Below are 18252 nucleotides of genomic sequence, written 5' to 3' on the forward strand. Positions count from 1 at the left end.
GCCCGCGCGGCGTCGCACGAGACCTGATGACCACCACCCCTGCCGAGAAGCCGCGCGGCGGCCAGCCGCCTGCCCTGGAGGGCGGTCAGCCTTTCGACCCGACGAACCGGAGCAGCGAGGTCTTCTTCGCCGCGGTCGCGACGACCCGGATGCCGATGATCGTCACTGACCCGCATCAGCCGGACAACCCGATCATCTTCGCCAATCCCGCCTTCCTGGCCATGACCGGCTATGGCTGGGACGAGATCGTCGGCCATAACTGCCGCTTCCTGCAGGGGCCGCAGACCGACGGCGACACGGTGAACGCGATCCGGGGCGCCATCCGCGGCCGCACCGAGCTGGCGACCGAGATCCTGAACTACCGGAAGGACGGTTCCTCCTTCTGGAACGCGCTCTACATTTCCCCGGTACACGACAAGCAGGGCAGGCTGCTCTACTTCTTCGGCTCGCAACTCGACGTCTCGCGCCGCCGGGATGCCGAGGACGCGCTGCGCCAGGCGCAGAAGATGGAGGCGCTGGGCCAGCTCACCGGCGGCATCGCACATGACTTCAACAACCTGCTGCAGGTGGTGCTCGGCTACCACGAGCTGATGCTGCAGGGGCTCGACCGGCCGGAGCTCGACATCGCGCGCCTCAAGCGCGGCCTCGGCAATGCGCAGGCGGCGGCCGAGCGCGCCTCGACGCTGACGCAGCAACTGCTGGCCTTCGCGCGCAAGCAGCGGCTGGACGGCCGCGTGCTGAACCTGAACAGCGCCGTCCAGGGCATGCAGGACATGGCGCGCCGGACGCTGGGTGACGAGGTGGAATACCGCGTTGCGCTCGCCCCCGACCTCTGGAACTGCCGCGTCGATCCCAGCCAGTGCGAGGTCGCGCTGCTGAACGTGCTGATCAATGCCCGCGATGCGCTGGCGGGGCGGCCGGTGCGGCGGGTGACGGTGGAGACCGCGAATGTCGTGGTCGGGCCGGAGGACGTGGCGAATTTCGCCGGCCTGCCGCCCGGGCAATATGCCAGCATCGGCGTCACCGATACGGGCTGCGGCATGCCGGCCGCGGTGAAGGCGCGCGTGCTGGAGCCCTTCTTCACCACCAAGGAGGAAGGCAAGGGCACCGGCCTCGGCCTCTCCATGGTCTATGGCTTCACCAAGCAGTCCGGCGGCGCGGTGCGCATCTATTCGGAGGAGGAGGTGGGCACCACCGTGCGCCTCTACTTCCCCGCGGCCGAGGCGGAGAGCCGCCCCGCGCCGGAGGCGGCGCCGCGCGCCATGGACCGCCAGGGCAGCGAGACCGTGCTGGTGGTGGACGACCGCCTCGACGTCGGCGACGTGACCCAGGCCTTCCTCGAGGGGTTCGGCTACCGCGTGCTGCGCGCCGGCAACGGGCGGGAGGCGCTGCAGGTGCTGGATGGGCCGGAGCCGGTGCAGCTTCTGCTCTCGGACCTCATCATGCCCGGCGGCATGAACGGGGTGGTGCTGGCGCGGGAGGCGCGGCGCCGGCGGCCGAAGCTGCGGGTGCTGCTGACCACCGGCTATGCCGAGGCCTCGATCGAGCGCGTCGATGCCGGCGGCTCGGAGTTCGAGGTCATCAACAAGCCCTATCGCCGGCTCGAGCTCGGGCGGAAGGTGCGGCAGGTGCTGGACGGTCCCACCGGCGTGGGGTGAGGCCGTCCGGCCGGGTCAGGCGAAGAAGCGGTTGGCCGGGCGGGGCAGGCCGAGATGCTCGCGCAGCGTGCGGCCCTCGTAGTCCCGGCGGAAGATGCCGCGGCGCTGCAGCTCCGGCACGACCTGGTCGACGAACTCCTCGAGACCGCCGGGCAACCAGGGGAACATGACGTTGAAGCCGTCGCAGGCCTCCGTCTCCAGCCATTCCTGCATGCGGTCGGCGATCATCGCGGGGGTGCCGACCATGGCGAGGCCGCCATAGCCGCCCAGCCGCTGCGCGAGCTGCCGTACCGTCAGGTTCTCCCGCCGCGCCAGGCCGATGGCGCGCTCGCGGCCGCTCTTGCTGGCCTCGGTCTCCGGGATCTCCGGCAGCGGCGCGTCGGGATCGAAGCGGGAGGCATCGACACCGAGGGCGATGGAGAGCGAGGCGATGGCGCTCTCGTAATGCACGAGGCTGTCGAGCTTCGCGCGCTTCGCCTTCGCCTCCTCCTCCGTGCTGCCCACCACCACGAAGCAGCCCGGCAGGATCTTCAGGTGGTCGCGGTTGCGGCCAAGCCGATCCATGCGGCCCTTCACGTCGGCATAGAAGGCGCGGGCATCCTCGATGGTCGCGGAGGCGCCGAAGACCGCCTCGGCCGTCTCGGCGGCGATCTGTCGCCCGGCCTCCGAGGCGCCGGCCTGCACGATGACCGGCCAGCCCTGGATGGGCCGGGCGATGTTCACCGGGCCGCGGACCGAGAGCTCCTCACCCTTGTGGTCCAGCACGTGGATCTTCGCGGGATCCCAGAAGATGCCGCTCTCGACGTCGCGGATGAAGGCATCGTCGGCGAAGCTGTCCCAGAGGCCGGTGACGACGTCGAAGAACTCCCGCGCGCGTTTGTAGCGCTCGCCATGCGCCATGTGCGCGTCATGGCCGAAATTGAGCGCGGCGTCGGGATTGGCCGTGGTCACCAGGTTCCAGCCGGCGCGGCCGCCCGAGATGTGGTCGAGCGAGGCGAATTTCCGCGCGATATGCCAGGCATCGTTGTAGGTGGTGCTGGCGGTGGCGATCAGCCCGATCCGCTCCGTGACCATGGCGAGCGCCGAGAGCAGCGTCAGCGGCTCGAAGGAGGTGGCGGTGTGGCTGCGCTTCAGCGCCTCCACCGGCATGTTCAGGACCGCGTAGTGGTCGGCCATGAAGAAGGCGTCGAAGCGGCCTTCCTCCAGCTTGCGGATCAGCCGCACATAGGCGTTCAGGTTGAAATTCGCATCCGGCCAGGCGCCCGGGTAGCGCCAGGCGCCGGTGTGGATGCTGATGGGGCGCATGAAGGCGCCGAGGTGCAACTGCTTCGCGGGCATGGGTGTGTCTCCGCCGGTTGCGCGGAGCCTAGCCCGAAGCGGGGCCGGGGAGGCAACGCGCGCGGCGAATACCCCCCATTCCGCCCGCGACGGGTCAGGCCGCGGGCTTCGACCCGGCCATGGAGGGCCGCTGCTCGAAACGCCCGAACCACGCCGCCAGCCCCGGCCGGCCGGTGCGCCAGCCGAGATCGCCGAAACGGAAGTCCAGCCAGCCCAGGGCGCAGCCGATGGCGATGGTGCCGATATCGACGCGGTCGCCGAGGTCGGGCGCCAGCCGCTCCAACTCGTCCAGCGCGCAGGTGACCTTCTCCATCTGGCCGGACTTCCAGGCCTCGGACTGCAGCTCGGCCGGACGGGTCAGCGCCTCGTAGCGCAGCAGGATGCCGGCATCCATCAGGCCATCGGCCAGGCTCTGCTCGGTCAGCGCCCGCCAGCGCGCCAAGCCGGGTGCGGGGAACAGCCTGCCGCCGCCGCCCTGCGCGTCGAGATACTCGCAGATGACGCGGCTGTCGTAGAGCACCGTGCCGTCATCGGCGATGGCGGTCGGCACCTTGCCGAGCGGGTTCTGCGCGACCACGCCGCGGTCGCGGTTGATCGGGTGCGGCGCGGCCGGGACGCGCTCCAGCGCGATGCCCAGTTCGGCGGCGCAGACGGTGACCTTGCGGGCGAAGGGGGAGGCGGCGGCGAAGAAGAGCTTCATCGGTCGGTCCTCAGCGGTTGGCGAGTTCGGCATTGACCATGAAGGCCGGGTCGCGCGCCCCGTCCAGCACGTCGAGGATGTTCTGCGCCGCGCGCCGCGCCATGCGGGCAAGCCCTTCCTCGGTGCTGGCGGCGTTGTGCGGGCTGACCACCAGGTTCGGGAAGGCGTAGAGCGGGTTGGTGGCGTCCGACGGCTCGACCTCCAGCACGTCAAGCCCGGCGCCGTGCAGCCGGCCGGACCGCAGCGCCGCAACCAGGGCGAGTTGCGAGACGATCGGCCCGCGCGCGGTGTTCACCAGGATCGCGCCGGGCTTGAGGGCGGCGAAGGCGGCCTCGTCCATCAGGTGCTTCGTCGCCGGCGTCAGCGGGCAGTGCAGCGTGACGACATCGGCCTCGGCCAGCGCCGCATGCAGGTCGCGCGCCGGGGTGAAGCCATCGGCCGCGATGCGCATGGGGTGGAAGCCCGGGTCCATGACCATGACCTTCATCTGGAAGGCCCGGCAGTAATTCGCGACCCGGCTGCCGATGCGCCCATAGCCGACGACCAGCACCGTGCGGCCGGCGAGGTCCACCATGCCCGGATCCAGGCTGGCCCACCAGCCGCCGCCCTTGACGTGGCTGTCATGCTGCAACGCCCGGCGCGCGACCGCCAGCATCAGCATCATGGCGTGCTCGGCAACGCTCAGGTCGTTGGCGCCGTTCGTGACCATGACGGGGATGTCGCGGGCGGTGCAGGCCGGGATGTCCACCGTGTCAAAGCCGACGCCGTAGCGCGAGACCACCTTCAGGTGCGGCGCCGCGTCCAGCGCCGCCTGGTCCACGCGCTCCAGCCAGCAGAGCACGGCATCGGCCGAGGAGAGGTGCTGGTGGAACTGCTCGACCGGCGGGTCGTGCAGGGTGACGATGTCAAGGCCGGGGCGCGCATCGAGCACGGCCTGGCCGGCCGGATGGAGCTTGCGGCAGAGCAGGATGCGGTGCGGCATCGCCGGGCGATTCCCCCTTGGGTGTTTCGCCCAGTCTGGCGGCAATCCGCCGGACCGCGAAGGGGGTCAGCGGCGGCCGCGGCGCCCGCCGCCATGGAAGTGCCCGCCACGCCAGCCGCCGAAATGCCCGCCGTAATAGCCGCGATGCCCGCGCCACCAATGGCCGCGATAGACGCCGAAGCCGAGCCCGAGGCCGACGGACGGCCCCCAGTAGCCGGGGCCCCAATAGTCCGGCCCCCAGAAGCCGGGACCGGCGGCCAGCACTTGCGGCGGCGCGACCCAGGGCTGCTCCTCCGGCCCCCAGGGCGCGCCGTGATCCCATTCGTGCATGGCGACCACGGCGGGGTCCGGCAGCGGCGTCGCCGGCTGCGGCGCCGCGCATCCCGCAAGCGCCAGCGCGCCCGCCGCCATTCCCAACAGAATCCCGCGCCGCATGACCTTCCGTCCTCCGCCCCGTCATATGGGGCGGGCGGCAAGCGGCATCATCCTTTCGTTGCCTTACGCGGCGGCAATCTCGCCGCGCTCGATCACGAAGCTCCGCTCGACCAGCGGCCGCAGCAGTTCCGGATTGCTCTCGGTGATCAGGATGGCGACGTCGGGCAGAGCCTGGTGCAGGCGGCTCAGCGTATCCGCGTAGCGCAGCGCCAGCGCCGGGGCGAGGCCCTGGAAGGGCTCGTCCAGCAGCACCGCCCGCGTGCCGACCATCAGCGCGCGGCCGAGCGCGACCATCTTGCCCTGGCCGCCGGAGAGGCCGGCGGCGCGGCGCGGCGCCAAGTCCTTCAACTCGGGCAGCAGGGCGAAGACAGCATCAAGCCGGCGCGCCACCTCGGCCGCCGGCAGGCGCAGCACCTGGGCCGGCAGCAGCATGTTTTCCCGCACCGAGAAGCTGCCGAAGAGCCGCCGCTCCTCCGGCGCATAGCCGATGCCGAGGCGGGCGCGATGATGCGCCGGGACGCCCGTGGTCTCCGTCCCGTCGATGGCGATGCGCCCGGCGCGGATGGGCAACAGGCCCATCAGGGTGCGGAGCGTCGTGGTCTTGCCGGCGCCGTTGCGGCCGATCAGCGCCACGCGGCCGCCGGGCGGCACCACCAGATGCACGTCGCGCAGCACCGGCACGCCGGCGATGTCGACGGAGACGTTGTGCAGCTCAAGCATGGGTATGCGCCGGCTCGATGCCGATGACGTCGCGCTGCACGGCCGGGTCGTTCAGCACCTGCTCCGGCGGGCCGAGGGCGGCGATCCGCCCCTGGCTCCAGACCGCGACGCGGTCGGCGAAGCGCTCCACCACCTCCATGTCGTGCTCGACGAAGACGGCCGTGACCTGGGCGTCCCGCAGGACGCGGACCAGAGTCTCCACCACCCCCATCTTCTCCGTCGCCGCGACGCCGCTGGTGGGCTCGTCCATCAGGATCAGCCGCGGCTGCAGGGCGACGGCCATGGCGATGTCGGCGAGCTTGCGCGCGCCCTCGTTCAGCGCATCGGCCCGCTGCTCCGCCAGCGGCGCGAGGCCGAAGCGGTCGAGCAGCTCCATCGCCTCCCGCCGCCAGGAGGGGCGGAGCAGCGGGACCAGCGGCGACCAGATCCCGGCGCGGGCGGCGATGGCCAGCGCGGCATTCTCCAGCACCGTGTGCTCGGTGAAGAGCTGCGGGAGCTGGAAGCTGCGGCCGATGCCGCGGGCGACGATGGCGCGCGGGCCGAGACCGAGGATCGGCTGCCCGTCATAGTCGATGCTGCCGCCCTGTGGCCTGAGATAGCCGGTGGTCATGTTGATGAAGGTGGTCTTGCCCGCGCCGTTCGGGCCGATGATGGCGAGGAACTCGCCGGGCATGACGTCGAGGTCGATGCCGTCGGCCGCCTTCACGCCGCCGAAGGCGAGCTTCAGGCCGCGGGCCGACAAGAGCGGCGCGGTCATGCGCTCCTCCGCATCCGGCTGGTGAGCATTCCCCAGATGCCGCCCGGGGCGAAGAGGATGACCAGCAGCAGCACCGCGCCGAGGATCATCTGCCAGGCATCGGCGACGGCCGCCGCGGCATAGACCCGCACCAGCTCGAAGGCCGCGGCGCCGAGGAAGGGGCCGAGCGCGCTGCCCGCGCCGCCGAGGATGGCGATGAAGACCAGCTCGCCCGAGGAGGTCCAGTAGGCGAGCTGCGGCGTCACGTGCCGGCTGGTCATCGCCACCAGCGCGCCCGCGGTGCCACCCATCAGCGCCGAGAGGACATAGGCGAAGAGCAGCACGCGGCGGGCGGAGATGCCCATGAACTCCAGCCGCGTCTCCCGCGTCTTGATGCCCGCCAGCGCCCGGCCCATGGGGGAGGCGAGATAGGTCCGCACCAGCAGGCCGAAGCCGATGGCCAGCAGCAGGGCGAGGCCGAACATCAGCCATTCCTGCGTCTCGCGTTCCGGCCGCTGGCCGGCGAAACTCAGCACCGCGACGCGGATGCCGTCCGTGCCCTTGGTCAGGTCGTAGAGCTTCTCGAGCAGCGAATAGAGCACCATCGACAGCGCCAGGTTCAGCATGCCGAAGAAGATGTCGCGGTAGCGCATGACGAAGAGCCCGACCGCGAGGCCGAGCAGGGTCGCCAGCAGCATCGCCAGCGGCAGCAGCAGCAGCACCTCGGTCTGGCTCGGCGCCACGAAGGCGACGGCATAGGCGCCGGTCGCCAGGAACATGGCATGGCCGAAGCTGACCTGGCCCGCGCGCAGCAGCAGCAGGATGCCGAGCACGGCGATTCCTTTGGCCAGCGCCACGGTCAGGACGAATTTCAGCCAGGGCACCGCCCATGCCGCGAGGATGACCGCGGCGACGCCCAGGACGGCCAGCGCCGCCTCCGTCATGCTTCCGGAGGGCCGGATCAGCCGTCCGGTGCTCCGGGCATCGGGCCCCGCGCTCATACCCGCCGCGTCTCCAGCACGCCGAACAATCCCTGCGGGCGCACCAGCAGCACGGCCACCATGATGATGTAGGGCACCACGACCTCGAATTCCGGGGCGAAATAGACGGCGATGCTGCGGCCGAGGCCGATCAGCAGGGAGGTCAGCGCCGCGCCCTCGATCTGGCCGAGGCCGGCGGTCGCCACCACGGCGAAGGAGAGCACGATGGTCTGCGCCCCGATCCCCGGCACCAGGGAGGTGGTGGGGGAGGCGAGCGCGCCGCCGAGCGCGGCGAGCGCCGCGCCGAAGCTGAAGGTCAGCAGGGTCACCTTGGCAGCGTCGATGCCCATGGCCATCGCCGCCTCCTTGTCCGTCGTCACCGCGACGATCACCCGCCCCGTCAGCGTCCGCCGCAGGAACCAGGCGAGGCCGAGCAGGGTCGCCACCGCCACCCCCGGCAGGACGAAGAGCTGGTAGATGGTGAAGGGGATGACGTCCTCGCCGAAAGGGACGTCCACCGTGCCGAGGAATTTCATCGGCAGGTCCTGCGAGACCGGCTGCACGCCCCAGACCAGCTTCTGCACGTCCTCGAGGATCATGAAGAGCGCGAAGGTGACGAGGAGCTGCAGCACCTCCTCCTGCCCGTAGATCCGGCGCAGGATCAGCTTCTCGATCAGCGGGCCGAGCACCGCGCCGACCAGCGCCGCGGCGACGAGCAGCGCGGCATAGGAGGCCCAGGGCGGCAGGCCGGCCGCTGCGAGGAAGAGGCCGAGCGAGGCCGCCGCATAGGCGCCGATGGCGAAGAGGCTGCCATGCGCCACGTTGACGATGCGCAGCACGCCGAAGACCAGGTTGAGCCCGACCGCCACCATGAAGACCAGCGCCGCATAGGCGAGGCCGTCGAGCAGCGCGAGGCCGAGGAGCAGCGAGTTCTGGGTGAACCACTCCGCCATGATGCCGGGCTCAGCCGGCGATCGGGGCGGGGACCTGGGCCAGGAAGTCCTGCTTGAGGGTCTTCAGCCAGTCCACGCTCTTCTGCCCGACGGGCGCGGAGACCATGGCGGCGGGGAAGATGATCATGTCCTTCGGCACGGCGAAGGGGAATTTTTCCTGGAAGCTGCTGAGGCCGACGATCTGGTCCTCGAGGCCCTGGCCGTCCTCGCGCAGGGTGATCGAGGAGGTGGGGGTGTCGAAGGTCAGGCCGCGGAAGGCATTCGCCAGCTCCTGGTCGTTCGGCCAGCCGCCGCCCTTGGCCTGGATGGCGCGGGCGAGGCCCGCCTGCAGCGCGCTGATCGCCTGCGCCATGTGGTGGCAGGGGTAGATCGGGTACTCGTTGTACTTGGCGCGGTAGGCGTCCACGAACTTCGCCAGCTTCGCCGGGTCCTTCGGCTTCGGGTGGTTGTTCCAGTGGTCGCCGCGGGCGCCGATGATGTGCCCGGCCGGCATGGTCTTGCCGAGGGTCTGCATCGACGCCTCGGCGACCGGCATGACGAAGGTGGAGCGATCGAAGAGCCGCCGCTCCGCCGCCTGGCGCACCAGCGTCACCAGGTCTCCGCCCCAGCTCGTGGACAGGATGACATCCGGCCGCGCCGCCAGCAGGCGCGTGACCTCCGTGCTGTAGTCGGGGGCGCCGAAGCGCGGGAAGAGCTCGGCGACGACGCGCACGCCGGGCTTGAGCGCATCCATCCCGGCCTTCCACAGCTCCCAGCTATCGCGGCCCCAGGCATAATCCTGGTTGATGACGGCGAGCGTCTTGAAGTCCGGCTTGTGCTTCAGGAGGTAAAGCAGCGGCGCCAGCACCTCAGGCGTGCCGTAGCCCTGGGTGCGGAAGGCATAGGGGTGCGGGCCTTCCTCGAAGATGCGCTGCGTACCGCAGTCCCAGAGGAGTGTGGTCTTCTTCATCTCGTCGCTGAGCGGCGTGCAGGCGAGGCAGGAGCCCGAGGAGATCGAGGCGAAGATGACGTGCACGCCCTCGTTCTGCACGAGGCGGCGGTACTCGCCGACGAGGTGGTCGGTGCCCGGGGCCTCGTCCACGAAATAGGCGCGGACCGGCAGGCCGGCGATGCCGCCCGCCTTGTTGATGTCCTCGAAGATCAGCTCCGCCGCCTGCCGGGCCGGCACGCCGAAGACCGAGGCGGCGCCGGAGAGGAAGGTGGTGATGCCGATCTTGAGCTCCGTCGGCTTGCTCTGCGCCCCGGCATTGCCGCCGGCGAAGAGCAGGCTGCCGGCGGTGGCGGCGGCGCCGAGCAGGGCCTCGCGGCGGGTGATGGCGTCGGTCATGGCGTTTCGCTCCCAGGTGCCGGCGCCCGCCGGCTTTGGCCGCAGCATGCCGGGGTCGTGCCGGGGTGGGAAGGGGGGCGGTTGACCGGTCCCGCGAGCGATGCCAAGCCTCGGATCCGTGAACATCCTCTCGATCCAGTCCTGGGTCGCCTTCGGCCATGTCGGCAATGCCAGCGCGGTCTTCCCACTGCAGCGGCTCGGCGCCGAGGTCTGGGCGATCCACACCGTGCAGTTCTCCAACCACACCGGCTACGGCGCCTGGCGCGGCCAGGTCCTGCCGCCGGGGCTGATCGGCGACTGCGTGCAGGGCATCGCGGAGCGCGGCGCGCTGCCGGCCTGCGACGCGGTGCTGACCGGCTATGTCGGCGATGCCGAGACGGGGGCGCAGATCCTGGAGGCGGTCGCGCGGGTGAAGGCGGCGAATCCGGCGGCGCTCTGGTGCTGCGACCCGGTGATCGGCGATGTCGGCCGCGGCGCCTTCGTCCGCCCGGGCATCCCGGAATTCTTCCGCGACCGCGCGCTGGCGCTGGCCGACATCGCCACGCCGAACCAGTTCGAGCTGGAATGGCTGACCGGCCGGACGATCGCGACGCTGGACGAGGCCAAGGCGGCGGTCGGCGCGCTGCAGGCCGGCGGCCCGCGCTGCGTCCTCCTCACCTCGCTCCGCACGGCGGAGACGCCGGCGGATGCGCTGGACCTGCTGGCGGCCGAGGGCGGGCAGGCCTGGCGCCTGCGCACGCCGCTGCTGCCGCTCTCGGTCAATGGCGCGGGCGATGCCATCGCGGCGCTGTTCCTCTTCCACCGGCTCCGCTCGGGCAGCGCGAAGGCGGCGCTGGAGCAGGCGGCCGCCTCGATCTACGGCCTGCTGCGGCGGACGGCGGCGGCGGGCTCGCGCGAGCTGCTGACGGTGGCGGCGCAGGAGGAGTTCGTCGCGCCCTCGGAGGTCTTCGCCGCCGAGCCCTGCTGAGGCCGCTCAGCCCGGGCGGAAGCCCGCGATCAGCCGGGCCATCTCCGCCTCCAGCCCCGGCCATTCCGCGACCGGGGCGGAGGCGACCAGCAGCCAGCTCCGCGCCGGCCCGTAGAGGCAGGCGGCGCGCACCACCACCGGCACGCCGCTCGGCACCCCGGTCGCGCGCGCCTGCAGCAGGTCGGCCGGCAGTCCGGCGAGGTCCGCATGCTCTTCGGCCGGCAGCGGGCCGACATGCAGGGTGCGGAGGTTCTGCAGCGTGCGGGCGAGGTGGCCCGGGCGGGCGGCGGCGGGCACCGGGCGCTGCGCGCGGACCAGCAGCATGCCCATCTCCGCCGCGCCATGCGGCGCCGTCGCGTCGCGCAGCACCGTCCAGCCCAGGCCATGCGTGACGAGGCGCATGCGGTCCGCCTCCGGCAGGGTGAAGGGCGCCTGGGCGCGGGCCGCGGGCGCGGCCAGCAGCAGGCAGGACAGCAGGAGGGCGCGGCGCATGCCCCGGCAGGTGAGGCCGGCGGCGCGCCCCGGCAAGCCCGCGCCGCGTGTTGTGCCCCCGCCGCGGCCGCAGGCATCATCGCGGCGAGGACCGGGAGACACCCCATGCGACTGACCCTGACCGGCGCGGCGCTCGCCGCGACCCTTGGCGCCGCCGCGGCCTGGGCGCAGCCCCAGTCGCCGGGCCCGACGCTGGCCGCGGTGAAGCAGCGCGACGTGCTGGTCTGCGGCACCTCCACCGGCGCGGCCGGGTTCTCGCTGCCCGACAGCCGCGGCGAGTATCGCGGCCTCGACTCCGATCTCTGCCGCGCCCTGGCGGCCGCCGTGCTGGGCGATACGACGAAGATCCGCTGGGTGCCGCTGACCGGCCAGGCACGGCTGCCGGCGCTGCAATCCGGCCAGGTGGACGTGCTGATCCGCACCACCACCTGGACCCAGGTGCGGGATACCGCCAACGGGCTGAACTTCACCGCCGTCAACTTCTATGACGGCCAGGGCTTCATGCTGCGCAAGTCGCTCGGCATCGGCCGCGCGACGGAGCTGCAGGGCGCCTCGATCTGCGTCACCTCGGGCAGCACGAACGAGCTGAACCTGGCGGACTGGGCGCGGCTCAACAAGGTGGAGTACCGCCCCGTGGTGTTCGAGCAGAACGACGAGGCGCGCCGCAGCTATCTGGCCGGCCGCTGCGACGCCTATTCCACCGATGCCAGCCAGCTCGCCGGCTTGCGGTCCAGCTTCCCGAACCCGGAGGAGCATGTGATCCTGCCGGAGATCATCAGCAAGGAGCCGCACGCGCCGGCGGTGCGGCACGGCGACGACCAGTGGTTCGACATCGTCCGCTGGACCTTCTTCGCCCTGCTGACCGCCGAGGAGCTCGGCATCACCCAGGCGAATATCGACGGCTTCCAGACCAGCCAGAACCCGGAGGTGCGGCGGCTGCTCGGCCTTACCGGCGATCATGGGCCGCTGATGGGCCTCGACCGGCGCTGGGCCTGGCAGGCGGTCAAGGCGGTCGGGAACTATGGCGAGATCTTCGAGCGCAACCTCGGCATGGGCAGCGCTGTCAGGCTGCCGCGCGGCCTGAACGACCTCTGGACCCGCGGCGGGCTGATGTACGCGCCGCCCATTCGCTAAGCAGGCTTTCGCGGATTGAGCCACACGTCGTGCGGCCCAAGCCCCTGAGTTGAATGCCTGCTCAGGATTGGCTTGCGGCGCAAACCCCGAGGGGTTTGCTCAGCCCAGGTTGTCCCTGTGCCCGTCATCCGGCACGCGGTATTTCGGCAGGTCGGGCGGCAGGACCGGCAGCCAGGGCGGCCGCTCCGGCGACGGCTCCCGCACCCGCGGCGTGGTGCGGCCGAAGGGCGGCAGCATGTCGGGCGGGCCGATGCTGGCGGCACCGGGATAAGGCTCCGGCCCGGCGGTGCAGCCGGGCAGGGCGAGGCTCAGGGCCGCCAGGGCAGCCAGGATCGCGGGACCGCGCGTCATGCCCGAACACCCCTACAGATCGCGAGGCCGCTCGCGCAAGTGACGGGTGATTGACCCAATGTTACGGCCCGGGCCCAGGCCGGGTCAGCAGCCAGGCCGTGGCCGGGAAGGCGACCGCGGCGATGAGGGTGGTCAGCAGCACCACCGCCGAGGTCTCCTCCGCCCCGGTGTGGAAACGTTGGGCGAGGACATAGGCATTGGTCGCGGTCGGCATGGCCGCCAGCATCACGCCCGACTGCACCCAGAACCATTCGAGGCCGAGGACCGGCCCGAGGAAGAGCCAGGCGAGCAGCGGATAGGCCACCAGCTTGCCGAAGGTCGCCGCGCTGGCCGCGAGCGCCATGCGCCGGTCGAGGCTGAGCCGGCCGAGCGTCCCGCCGAGGGCGAAGAGCGCGGTCGGCCCGGCCGAGGCGCCGAGGAAGGCGAGGAAGCGCTCCGCCGGCCCCGGGATCGGCACCTGCAGCGCGCCCAGCACCGCGCCGCCGCCGATCGAGAGCAGCACGGGGTTGAACAGCAGCGACCGCAGCACGCGTGCCAGCACCCCGCGCTCCCCCATCGGGGCCATGAGCACGCTGCCGAGGGCGATGACGATCGCCACCTCGCTCATGATCGCCATGGCGACCGGGCCGGCCCCCCGTTCGCCGAGGATCGGTAGAAGCAGGGGTGGGCCGAGATAACCGACATTGCCCATGGCCGCCCCCGCGCCGATGGCTGCGCCCTGGCCGCGCCGGCGCCGGGCCAGCAGCATGGCGCCGGCCATGGTGGCGAAGAAGACGACCAGGCAGGCCGAGAGGTAGCCCGCGAAGAAGCGCGGCTCGAAGCTCTCGGACAGCCTCTGGGCGGCCATCAGCCGCAGCAGCATGGCGGGCAGGGCGAAGTGGAAGGCGAAGAGGCCGATGCCGTCGGTGACCGTCGGCGCGATCATCCGCCGCCGCACGGCGGCCCAGCCCAGGCCGACCACGGCGAAGATCGGCAGGCAGAGGGAGAGGAAGCCCAGCACCTCGCCACCATAGCCGCTGGCGCTGCCGGCGCCAGCTTGCCCCGGGCGCCCCGGCGCGCTTGGCTGTGGACAAGCAGGCCGAAGAGGGAACGACCATGGAATTCGGGATCGCCATGCCGACCGATGCCGAGAGCTGGCGGCTGGCCGAGCGCGCCGAGGAGCTCGGCTTCCGCTCCGCCTGGTTCTACGACACGCAGATGCTGAGCGCGGATTGCTTCGTCGCCATGGGCGCGGCGGCGATGCGGACGAAGCGGATCCGGCTGGGGACGGGGGTGCTGATCCCGTCGAACCGCATCGCGGCGGTCACGGCCAATGCCTTCGCCACGCTGAACAAGCTGGCGCCGGGGCGAGTGGACATGGGCCTCGGCACCGGCTTCACGGGGCGGCGGGCCATGGGCCTCGGTGCCATGCCGTTGAAGGAGTTTTCCGAGTACATCCGCGTCATGCTCGGCCTCCTCGCGGGGGAGACCATCGAGACGATGGTCGAGGGGCAACAGCGGAAGATCCGGCTGCTGAACCCGGAGCTCGGGCTGATTGACACGCGGACGCCCATGCGCCTGCACCTCGCCGCCGCCGGGCCGCGGGCGCGGGCGCTGACCGCGCGGCTCGGCGCGGGCTGGATCAACTTCTTCTCCGACGTGCCGGCGGCGGTCGCCATGCTGGGCGAGATGCGGGAGGCCTGGCAGGCGGCGGGACAGGCCGGCGCGCCGGAGGCGACGGCCTTCGTCCTCGGCTGCGTGCTGGAGGAGGGCGAGCCCTATGACAGCCCGCGCGCCATCGCCCAGGCCGGGCCGCGCGCCGCGGTTATGCTGCACCGGGCGGCGGACGAGGTGCTGTCGGGCCTGCAGAACATCTCGCCGATGCCCGAGAGCTGCCGCGCGGCGGTGGAGGCCTATGTCGAGCTTGCGAGGAGCTTCGAGCCGAAGGACGCCCCCTGGCTCGAGAACCATCGCGGCCACCTGATGTTCGTCAAGGAGGAGGAGCGGCCCTTCGTGACCGGCGAGATGATCCGCCTGAGCAGCTTCACCGCGACCGAGGCGGAGCTGAAGCGCCGCATCGGCGACCTGCGCGATGCCGGCTACACCGAGTTCACGGTGCAGATCGTGCCCGGGCAGGAGCGGGCGATCGAGGACTGGGCACGGATCAAGCGCGCCTTCGCTTAGGCGTTGCGATGCGCCTTCGATTGCGTCGAAGGCGAACAGCGCCGGGAGCCATGGCGCCGGAGGCGAGTCAAGGCTGCGGCTTCGCCGCACCGCGCGAAGCGCGGCTCGGCCTTGACTCGCCTCCGGCACCATGGCCGGGGCTTGGGGTCGCTCGACGGTGTCGAGCGCCCGGTCCGGGCGCTTCCGACACGTGCGGCAGCCCCCGTTGCCGGCCGCCGCGCCGCGCCGCATCATCCCGGCCCGTCAACCGGGAGATTCGGGCCGATGAGCCTCACCTTCTCGCGGCGCGCCCTGGCCGGCGGCGCGCTCGCATTGCCCTTCATCCGCACCGCGCGGGCGCAGCAGAGCATCGAATGGGTCGCCGGCTCGCTCGGTGGCGGCTGGTACACCATGGCGGCCGGCCTCTCGGCCCTGGTGAAGGACGAGAACCCGGACGTCCAGATCCGCGTCGTCCCGGGCGGCGGCCTGGCCAATTCCACCCGCGTGAACCGCAACCAGTCGCCCATGGGCTGGGGCATCGACGCCTTCGCCGCCGCCGCCCGCCGGGGCGAGGAGCCCTATACCGAGAAGCACGAGGCGCTGCGCTGCCTCGGCAGCGGCTACTCGCCGACCGAGCACAATTTTCTCCGCCGCGCCGATGGCGGGCCGGAGGACATGAAGTCCATCCTGACCATGAAGGGCCTGCGCATCGCCTGCCCGCAGCGCTCCTCGACCGACGAGATGACGCTGCGGCGCATCCTGAAATTCTACGGCACCACGCCGGAGCGCATCCGTGCCGAGGGCGGCACCTACCTCAACGGCAGCTATGCCGATATCGGCAGCGCCTATACCGACGGGCAGGTGGACTACCTCTATGTCGCGCTGGCCAAGCCGGCGGCGATCCTGACCGAGATCGCCCAGGGCCGCCGCAACAGCCTGCTCCTGGAATTCCCCGCGGACCTGCGCCGGCACCTCATCGATACCTATGCCTATGCCGAGGGCCCGATCCCGGCCGCGACCTATCCCGGCCTGCAGAAGCAGGACCTGATGGTCACCACCATGGACAGCGTCATCATGGTGCATGAGAGCCTGCCGGAGGAGGTGGCCTACAAGGTCACCAGGACGCTGATCCGCAACAAGGGCCAGCGCCTCGTCTCCATCCATGCCAGCATGGGCGCCTGGGATCCGGCGACGTCGTGGAAGTACCAGGGCTTGCCGCTGCATCCGGGCGCCGCCAAGGCCTTCCGCGAAGCGGGCGGGATGCCGGCCTGACCGCGGGCGGCACGGCTGCCGCCCCTCCGCGCACCAGGGCGGCGGCACGCCGACCACGCAGCATGACGCCGCCCTGGCCTGCCGTTTGCAGGCAATCCCAGCCCTCCGCGGCGCAAGGGCCGGGACACGCGGTCCCGCGACCAACCCCAATCAGGACCCATGATGCGTGACCTGGCCGCACCGCTGAAGCTCGCCCTGACGCTCTGGATGGCGGCCGCGGCGGCGATCCACCTCTATTTCGGCGGCTTCGGCTTCCCTGAACCCATCACCATGCGCGGCTTCCACCTGCTGGTCTTCGTGCCGCCGCTCTTCCTGCTCTACCCCGCCCGCGCATCCTCGCCGCGGGCGCGGCCGAGCCTCCTCGACTGGCTCTGGGCCGTGGCCGCCGCCGCGCCGCATGCCTGGGTGATGGCGAACTGGGCCGCCGTCTCCGACCGCATGGAATATGTCGATCCCTTCACCCCGACCATGGTCGTGCTCGCGGTGCTGGCGATCGTGACCCTGCTCGAGGCGACGCGGCGCGCGGTCGAGGTGGGCCTCGCCTGGATGATCATCGCGTCATTGGCCTACATGCAGTGGGGCCATTGGTTGCCCGGCGTGCTGAACACCCGCGCCTTCACCCCGGCCGAGATCCTGGAGGCCTCCTGGCTGGTGCCGACCGCGGGCGGCGTCTACGGCCCGCTGACCGGCATCGTCGCCACTACCATCGCGGTCTTCATCATCTTCGGCTCCTTCATGCAGGGCAGCGGCACGGGGCGGCTGTTCAGCAATCTCGGCGCCGCCGTCGCGGGCCGCTATACCGGCGGGCCGGCCAAGGTCGCCGTCATCACGTCAGGCCTCTTCGGGACGATGAGCGGATCCTCCGTCTCCAACGTCATCACGACAGGGGCCATGACCATCCCGCTGATGCAGCGCATCGGCTACCGCCCCGCGGTCGCCGGCGGGATCGAGAGCGCGGCGAGCGTGGGCGGCGCGCTGATGCCGCCTGTCATGGGCGCCGCCGCCTTCGTCATGGCGGAGATCACCGGCATCCCCTATGGCCAGATCGTCGTCGCCGCAGCGATCGGCGCCGTCCTCTACTACTTCGCCATCCTGGTCGCGGTGCATGTGGAGGCGAAGAAGGCCGGCATGGCCCCCATGGCGGCCGCGGACATCCCGCCCTGGCGGGAGGTGCTGCAGGACGCCCACCTGGTCATCCCGATCGGCGTCCTGGTCTGGCTGATGATGGCGCGCTGGAGCGGCAATTTCGCCGCCTTCTGCGCCACGCTCACCATGATCGGCATCGCCTTCCTGCGGGCGCGCACCCGCATGTCCTGGCGCGCGGTGCTCGACAGCCTGGCCAATGCCGGGCTGACCATGGCGCCGCTCGCCGTCTCCATCGCAGGCGCCGGCATCGTGGTCTCGGCGCTGACCGCGACCGGCATGGTCGTCGCACTCGGCGGCATCATCAAGGACATCGCGGCCGGCAGCTTCCCGCTGCTGCTGATCCTGCTGGCCGTCACGGTGCTGGTGCTGGGCATGGGGCTGCCGACCACGCCGAGCTACATCATCGCCGCCGCCATCGGCGTGCCGCAGATCCTCGAGCTCGGCGGCCGCGCGCTCGGGATGACGCCGGCCGAGCTGCTGCTGCCGGCGCATCTCTTCATCTTCTACTTCGCGGTGCTGGCCGATGCCTCGCCCCCCGTCGCGGCCGCGGCCTTCGCAGCGGCGGCGATCGCCCGGGCCAGCCCGCTCGTCACCAGCATCCACGCGACGCGGCTCGGCATCGCCGGCTTCACCGTGGGCTTCGCCTTCCTCTACGACCCCGGGATCATGCTGCGCGGCGGCCTCGGCGGCATCCTGCTGGCGACCGGCATCCAGGTCGTGGCGCTGACCGCGATCTGCGCTGCCTATGCCGGCTTCCTGCTGCGGCCGATGGGCCCGGCCGCGCGCCTGGCGCTGGCCGCGGCGGGGCTCCTCGCCGCCTTCTGGCACGGCGTGCCGGACCTGCTGAGGTTCGCCGTCGCGGCCGGGTCCTTGCTGGCCTTCGCCGGGCTGCCGATGCTCGCGGCACGACGCGGATAAG

The 18252-nt window shown here is 71.6% G+C and carries 18 protein-coding genes; 6 read left to right on the forward strand and 12 right to left on the reverse strand.

Annotation, left to right across the window (positions count from 1 at the left end; all coding sequences use genetic code 11):
* Positions 1-26: 26 nt before the first annotated feature.
* Positions 27-1658: a histidine kinase famiy protein gene (locus Q7A36_RS02960; protein ID WP_305102154.1), complete on the forward strand. Its 1632-nt coding sequence runs from the start codon at positions 27-29 to the stop codon at positions 1656-1658.
* A 15-nt stretch (positions 1659-1673) separates the two neighbouring features.
* On the opposite strand, the gene Q7A36_RS02965 is transcribed toward Q7A36_RS02960, so the two are convergent.
* The 9 genes from Q7A36_RS02965 to Q7A36_RS03005 all read right to left on the reverse strand — a co-directional run bounded on the left by Q7A36_RS02965 (position 1674) and on the right by Q7A36_RS03005 (position 9829).
* The gene (locus Q7A36_RS02965; RefSeq protein WP_305102155.1) at positions 1674-2996 is read right to left on the reverse strand and encodes an LLM class flavin-dependent oxidoreductase; all 1323 of its coding nucleotides are present in this window, start codon (positions 2994-2996) and stop codon (positions 1674-1676) included.
* A 94-nt stretch (positions 2997-3090) separates the two neighbouring features.
* Positions 3091-3696 carry a glutathione S-transferase N-terminal domain-containing protein gene (locus Q7A36_RS02970; RefSeq protein WP_305102156.1) on the reverse strand — a complete coding sequence of 202 codons (606 nt, stop codon included), beginning with the start codon at positions 3694-3696 and terminating at the stop codon, positions 3091-3093.
* Between the two features lie 10 nt (positions 3697-3706).
* Positions 3707-4678 (reverse strand): hydroxyacid dehydrogenase, encoded by a 972-nt coding sequence (locus Q7A36_RS02975; protein ID WP_305102157.1) that lies wholly within the window; start codon positions 4676-4678, stop codon positions 3707-3709.
* 66 nt (positions 4679-4744) lie between these two features.
* Positions 4745-5113 carry a hypothetical protein gene (locus Q7A36_RS02980; RefSeq protein WP_305102158.1) on the reverse strand — a complete coding sequence of 123 codons (369 nt, stop codon included), beginning with the start codon at positions 5111-5113 and terminating at the stop codon, positions 4745-4747.
* Between the two features lie 63 nt (positions 5114-5176).
* Positions 5177-5833, reverse strand: a complete 657-nt coding sequence (locus tag Q7A36_RS02985; RefSeq protein WP_305102159.1) for an ABC transporter ATP-binding protein — start codon at positions 5831-5833, stop codon at positions 5177-5179.
* Complete coding sequence (locus Q7A36_RS02990) at positions 5826-6590, reverse strand: ABC transporter ATP-binding protein (RefSeq protein ID WP_305102160.1); 765 nt, start codon at positions 6588-6590, stop codon at positions 5826-5828. Before Q7A36_RS02990 ends, Q7A36_RS02985 begins: the two co-directional genes overlap by 8 nt.
* Entirely contained in the window at positions 6587-7570 is a 984-nt protein-coding gene (locus tag Q7A36_RS02995; RefSeq protein WP_305102161.1) for a branched-chain amino acid ABC transporter permease, read from the reverse strand. Before Q7A36_RS02995 ends, Q7A36_RS02990 begins: the two co-directional genes overlap by 4 nt.
* A complete protein-coding gene (locus Q7A36_RS03000; RefSeq protein ID WP_305102162.1) occupies positions 7567-8502 on the reverse strand; it encodes a branched-chain amino acid ABC transporter permease in 936 nt (311 codons plus the stop codon). The genes Q7A36_RS02995 and Q7A36_RS03000 overlap by 4 nt, the downstream gene beginning before the upstream one ends.
* A 10-nt stretch (positions 8503-8512) precedes the next feature.
* Positions 8513-9829: an ABC transporter substrate-binding protein gene (locus tag Q7A36_RS03005; protein WP_305102163.1), complete on the reverse strand. Its 1317-nt coding sequence runs from the start codon at positions 9827-9829 to the stop codon at positions 8513-8515.
* 118 nt (positions 9830-9947) lie between these two features.
* On the opposite strand from Q7A36_RS03005, the gene pdxY reads away from it, so the two are divergent.
* Positions 9948-10796: a pyridoxal kinase PdxY gene (gene pdxY / locus Q7A36_RS03010; RefSeq protein WP_305102164.1), complete on the forward strand. Its 849-nt coding sequence runs from the start codon at positions 9948-9950 to the stop codon at positions 10794-10796.
* A gap of 6 nt (positions 10797-10802) precedes the next feature.
* Here the strand turns inward: pdxY and Q7A36_RS03015 are convergent, their stop codons facing one another.
* Entirely contained in the window at positions 10803-11288 is a 486-nt protein-coding gene (locus Q7A36_RS03015; protein ID WP_305102165.1) for a hypothetical protein, read from the reverse strand.
* Between the two features lie 105 nt (positions 11289-11393).
* Between Q7A36_RS03015 and Q7A36_RS03020 the strand changes: the two genes are divergently transcribed.
* On the forward strand, positions 11394-12422 hold the full coding sequence (locus Q7A36_RS03020) for an amino acid ABC transporter substrate-binding protein (protein ID WP_305102166.1): 1029 nt from the start codon (positions 11394-11396) through the stop codon (positions 12420-12422).
* A gap of 99 nt (positions 12423-12521) precedes the next feature.
* Here Q7A36_RS03020 and Q7A36_RS03025 read toward each other — a convergent pair whose 3' ends face one another.
* A complete protein-coding gene (locus Q7A36_RS03025; protein WP_305102167.1) occupies positions 12522-12773 on the reverse strand; it encodes a hypothetical protein in 252 nt (83 codons plus the stop codon).
* A gap of 61 nt (positions 12774-12834) precedes the next feature.
* The gene (locus tag Q7A36_RS03030) at positions 12835-13773 is read right to left on the reverse strand and encodes an AEC family transporter (protein WP_305102168.1); all 939 of its coding nucleotides are present in this window, start codon (positions 13771-13773) and stop codon (positions 12835-12837) included.
* Between the two features lie 95 nt (positions 13774-13868).
* Between Q7A36_RS03030 and Q7A36_RS03035 the strand changes: the two genes are divergently transcribed.
* The 3 genes from Q7A36_RS03035 to Q7A36_RS03045 all read left to right on the forward strand — a co-directional run bounded on the left by Q7A36_RS03035 (position 13869) and on the right by Q7A36_RS03045 (position 18251).
* Positions 13869-14936: an LLM class flavin-dependent oxidoreductase gene (locus Q7A36_RS03035; RefSeq protein WP_305102169.1), complete on the forward strand. Its 1068-nt coding sequence runs from the start codon at positions 13869-13871 to the stop codon at positions 14934-14936.
* A 264-nt stretch (positions 14937-15200) separates the two neighbouring features.
* On the forward strand, positions 15201-16187 hold the full coding sequence (locus Q7A36_RS03040) for a TAXI family TRAP transporter solute-binding subunit (protein ID WP_305102170.1): 987 nt from the start codon (positions 15201-15203) through the stop codon (positions 16185-16187).
* A 159-nt stretch (positions 16188-16346) separates the two neighbouring features.
* Entirely contained in the window at positions 16347-18251 is a 1905-nt protein-coding gene (locus Q7A36_RS03045; protein WP_305102171.1) for a TRAP transporter permease, read from the forward strand.
* Position 18252 lies beyond the last annotated feature (1 nt).

This window comes from Paracraurococcus lichenis (assembly GCF_030657435.1).
GTDB lineage: Bacteria > Pseudomonadota > Alphaproteobacteria > Acetobacterales > Acetobacteraceae > Paracraurococcus > Paracraurococcus lichenis.

Excerpts from the sequence above, each read along its gene's own strand:
- Q7A36_RS03045 (WP_305102171.1), top strand. The coding sequence starts at position 16,347 with ATGATGCGTGACCTGGCCGCACCGCTGAAGCTCGCCCTGACGCTCTGG.
- Q7A36_RS02960 (WP_305102154.1), top strand. The coding sequence starts at position 27 with ATGACCACCACCCCTGCCGAGAAGCCGCGCGGCGGCCAGCCGCCTGCC.
- Q7A36_RS03015 (WP_305102165.1), bottom strand. The coding sequence starts at position 11,288 with ATGCGCCGCGCCCTCCTGCTGTCCTGCCTGCTGCTGGCCGCGCCCGCG.
- Q7A36_RS02990 (WP_305102160.1), bottom strand. The coding sequence starts at position 6,590 with ATGACCGCGCCGCTCTTGTCGGCCCGCGGCCTGAAGCTCGCCTTCGGC.
- Q7A36_RS02995 (WP_305102161.1), bottom strand. The coding sequence starts at position 7,570 with ATGAGCGCGGGGCCCGATGCCCGGAGCACCGGACGGCTGATCCGGCCC.
- Q7A36_RS03000 (WP_305102162.1), bottom strand. The coding sequence starts at position 8,502 with ATGGCGGAGTGGTTCACCCAGAACTCGCTGCTCCTCGGCCTCGCGCTG.
- Q7A36_RS02985 (WP_305102159.1), bottom strand. The coding sequence starts at position 5,833 with ATGCTTGAGCTGCACAACGTCTCCGTCGACATCGCCGGCGTGCCGGTG.
- Q7A36_RS02970 (WP_305102156.1), bottom strand. The coding sequence starts at position 3,696 with ATGAAGCTCTTCTTCGCCGCCGCCTCCCCCTTCGCCCGCAAGGTCACC.
- Q7A36_RS02980 (WP_305102158.1), bottom strand. The coding sequence starts at position 5,113 with ATGCGGCGCGGGATTCTGTTGGGAATGGCGGCGGGCGCGCTGGCGCTT.
- Q7A36_RS03025 (WP_305102167.1), bottom strand. The coding sequence starts at position 12,773 with ATGACGCGCGGTCCCGCGATCCTGGCTGCCCTGGCGGCCCTGAGCCTC.
- Q7A36_RS03020 (WP_305102166.1), top strand. The coding sequence starts at position 11,394 with ATGCGACTGACCCTGACCGGCGCGGCGCTCGCCGCGACCCTTGGCGCC.
- Q7A36_RS02965 (WP_305102155.1), bottom strand. The coding sequence starts at position 2,996 with ATGCCCGCGAAGCAGTTGCACCTCGGCGCCTTCATGCGCCCCATCAGC.
- Q7A36_RS02975 (WP_305102157.1), bottom strand. The coding sequence starts at position 4,678 with ATGCCGCACCGCATCCTGCTCTGCCGCAAGCTCCATCCGGCCGGCCAG.
- Q7A36_RS03040 (WP_305102170.1), top strand. The coding sequence starts at position 15,201 with ATGAGCCTCACCTTCTCGCGGCGCGCCCTGGCCGGCGGCGCGCTCGCA.
- Q7A36_RS03005 (WP_305102163.1), bottom strand. The coding sequence starts at position 9,829 with ATGACCGACGCCATCACCCGCCGCGAGGCCCTGCTCGGCGCCGCCGCC.
- Q7A36_RS03035 (WP_305102169.1), top strand. The coding sequence starts at position 13,869 with ATGGAATTCGGGATCGCCATGCCGACCGATGCCGAGAGCTGGCGGCTG.